The organism is Aureibaculum marinum (assembly GCF_003813905.1).
GTDB lineage: Bacteria > Bacteroidota > Bacteroidia > Flavobacteriales > Flavobacteriaceae > Aureibaculum > Aureibaculum marinum.
Genome location: NZ_RPFJ01000035.1, coordinates 1 through 391 on the forward strand (window position 1 = coordinate 1; position 391 = coordinate 391).

A 391-nucleotide genomic window follows, 5' to 3' on the forward strand; every position below is an offset into this window, starting at 1 on the left:
AACTTTCTATTACCAACTTTACTTATTCGACTTCTACCTCTTACACTACTTCCAGATTCTCTTATAGTCGGTGTAATTCCTACATAACTACATAGTTGTGATCCGGTTTCAAATTTCTTAAAACCATCGGTTACTACAATTAAAAATAAAGCTGTTTTCATACCGATACCTGGTATGCTTTGTAATAAAGTGAGTTGTGCTTGTTGGTCTTGTTTTACTAAAGAGAGAAGTTGTTTCTCTATTCCTATAAGCTCTTTGTCTAAATGTTTACGATCTCTTTTTAAAGAACGATACACCCATTTTGAAGGAATTCCTAACACTTCTTCTCCGTGTAACTTATTCTTCGTGGCTGTTCTTTTCTTTAAAAAACTATCCATCAGTCTAAAGAGTT

The 391-nt window shown here is 33.2% G+C and carries 1 protein-coding gene; it reads right to left on the reverse strand.

The annotated features are described in order from the left end of the window. On the reverse strand, positions 1-391 hold a 391-nt coding region (locus EGM88_RS13540), incomplete at both ends, for a transposase (RefSeq protein ID WP_148084089.1).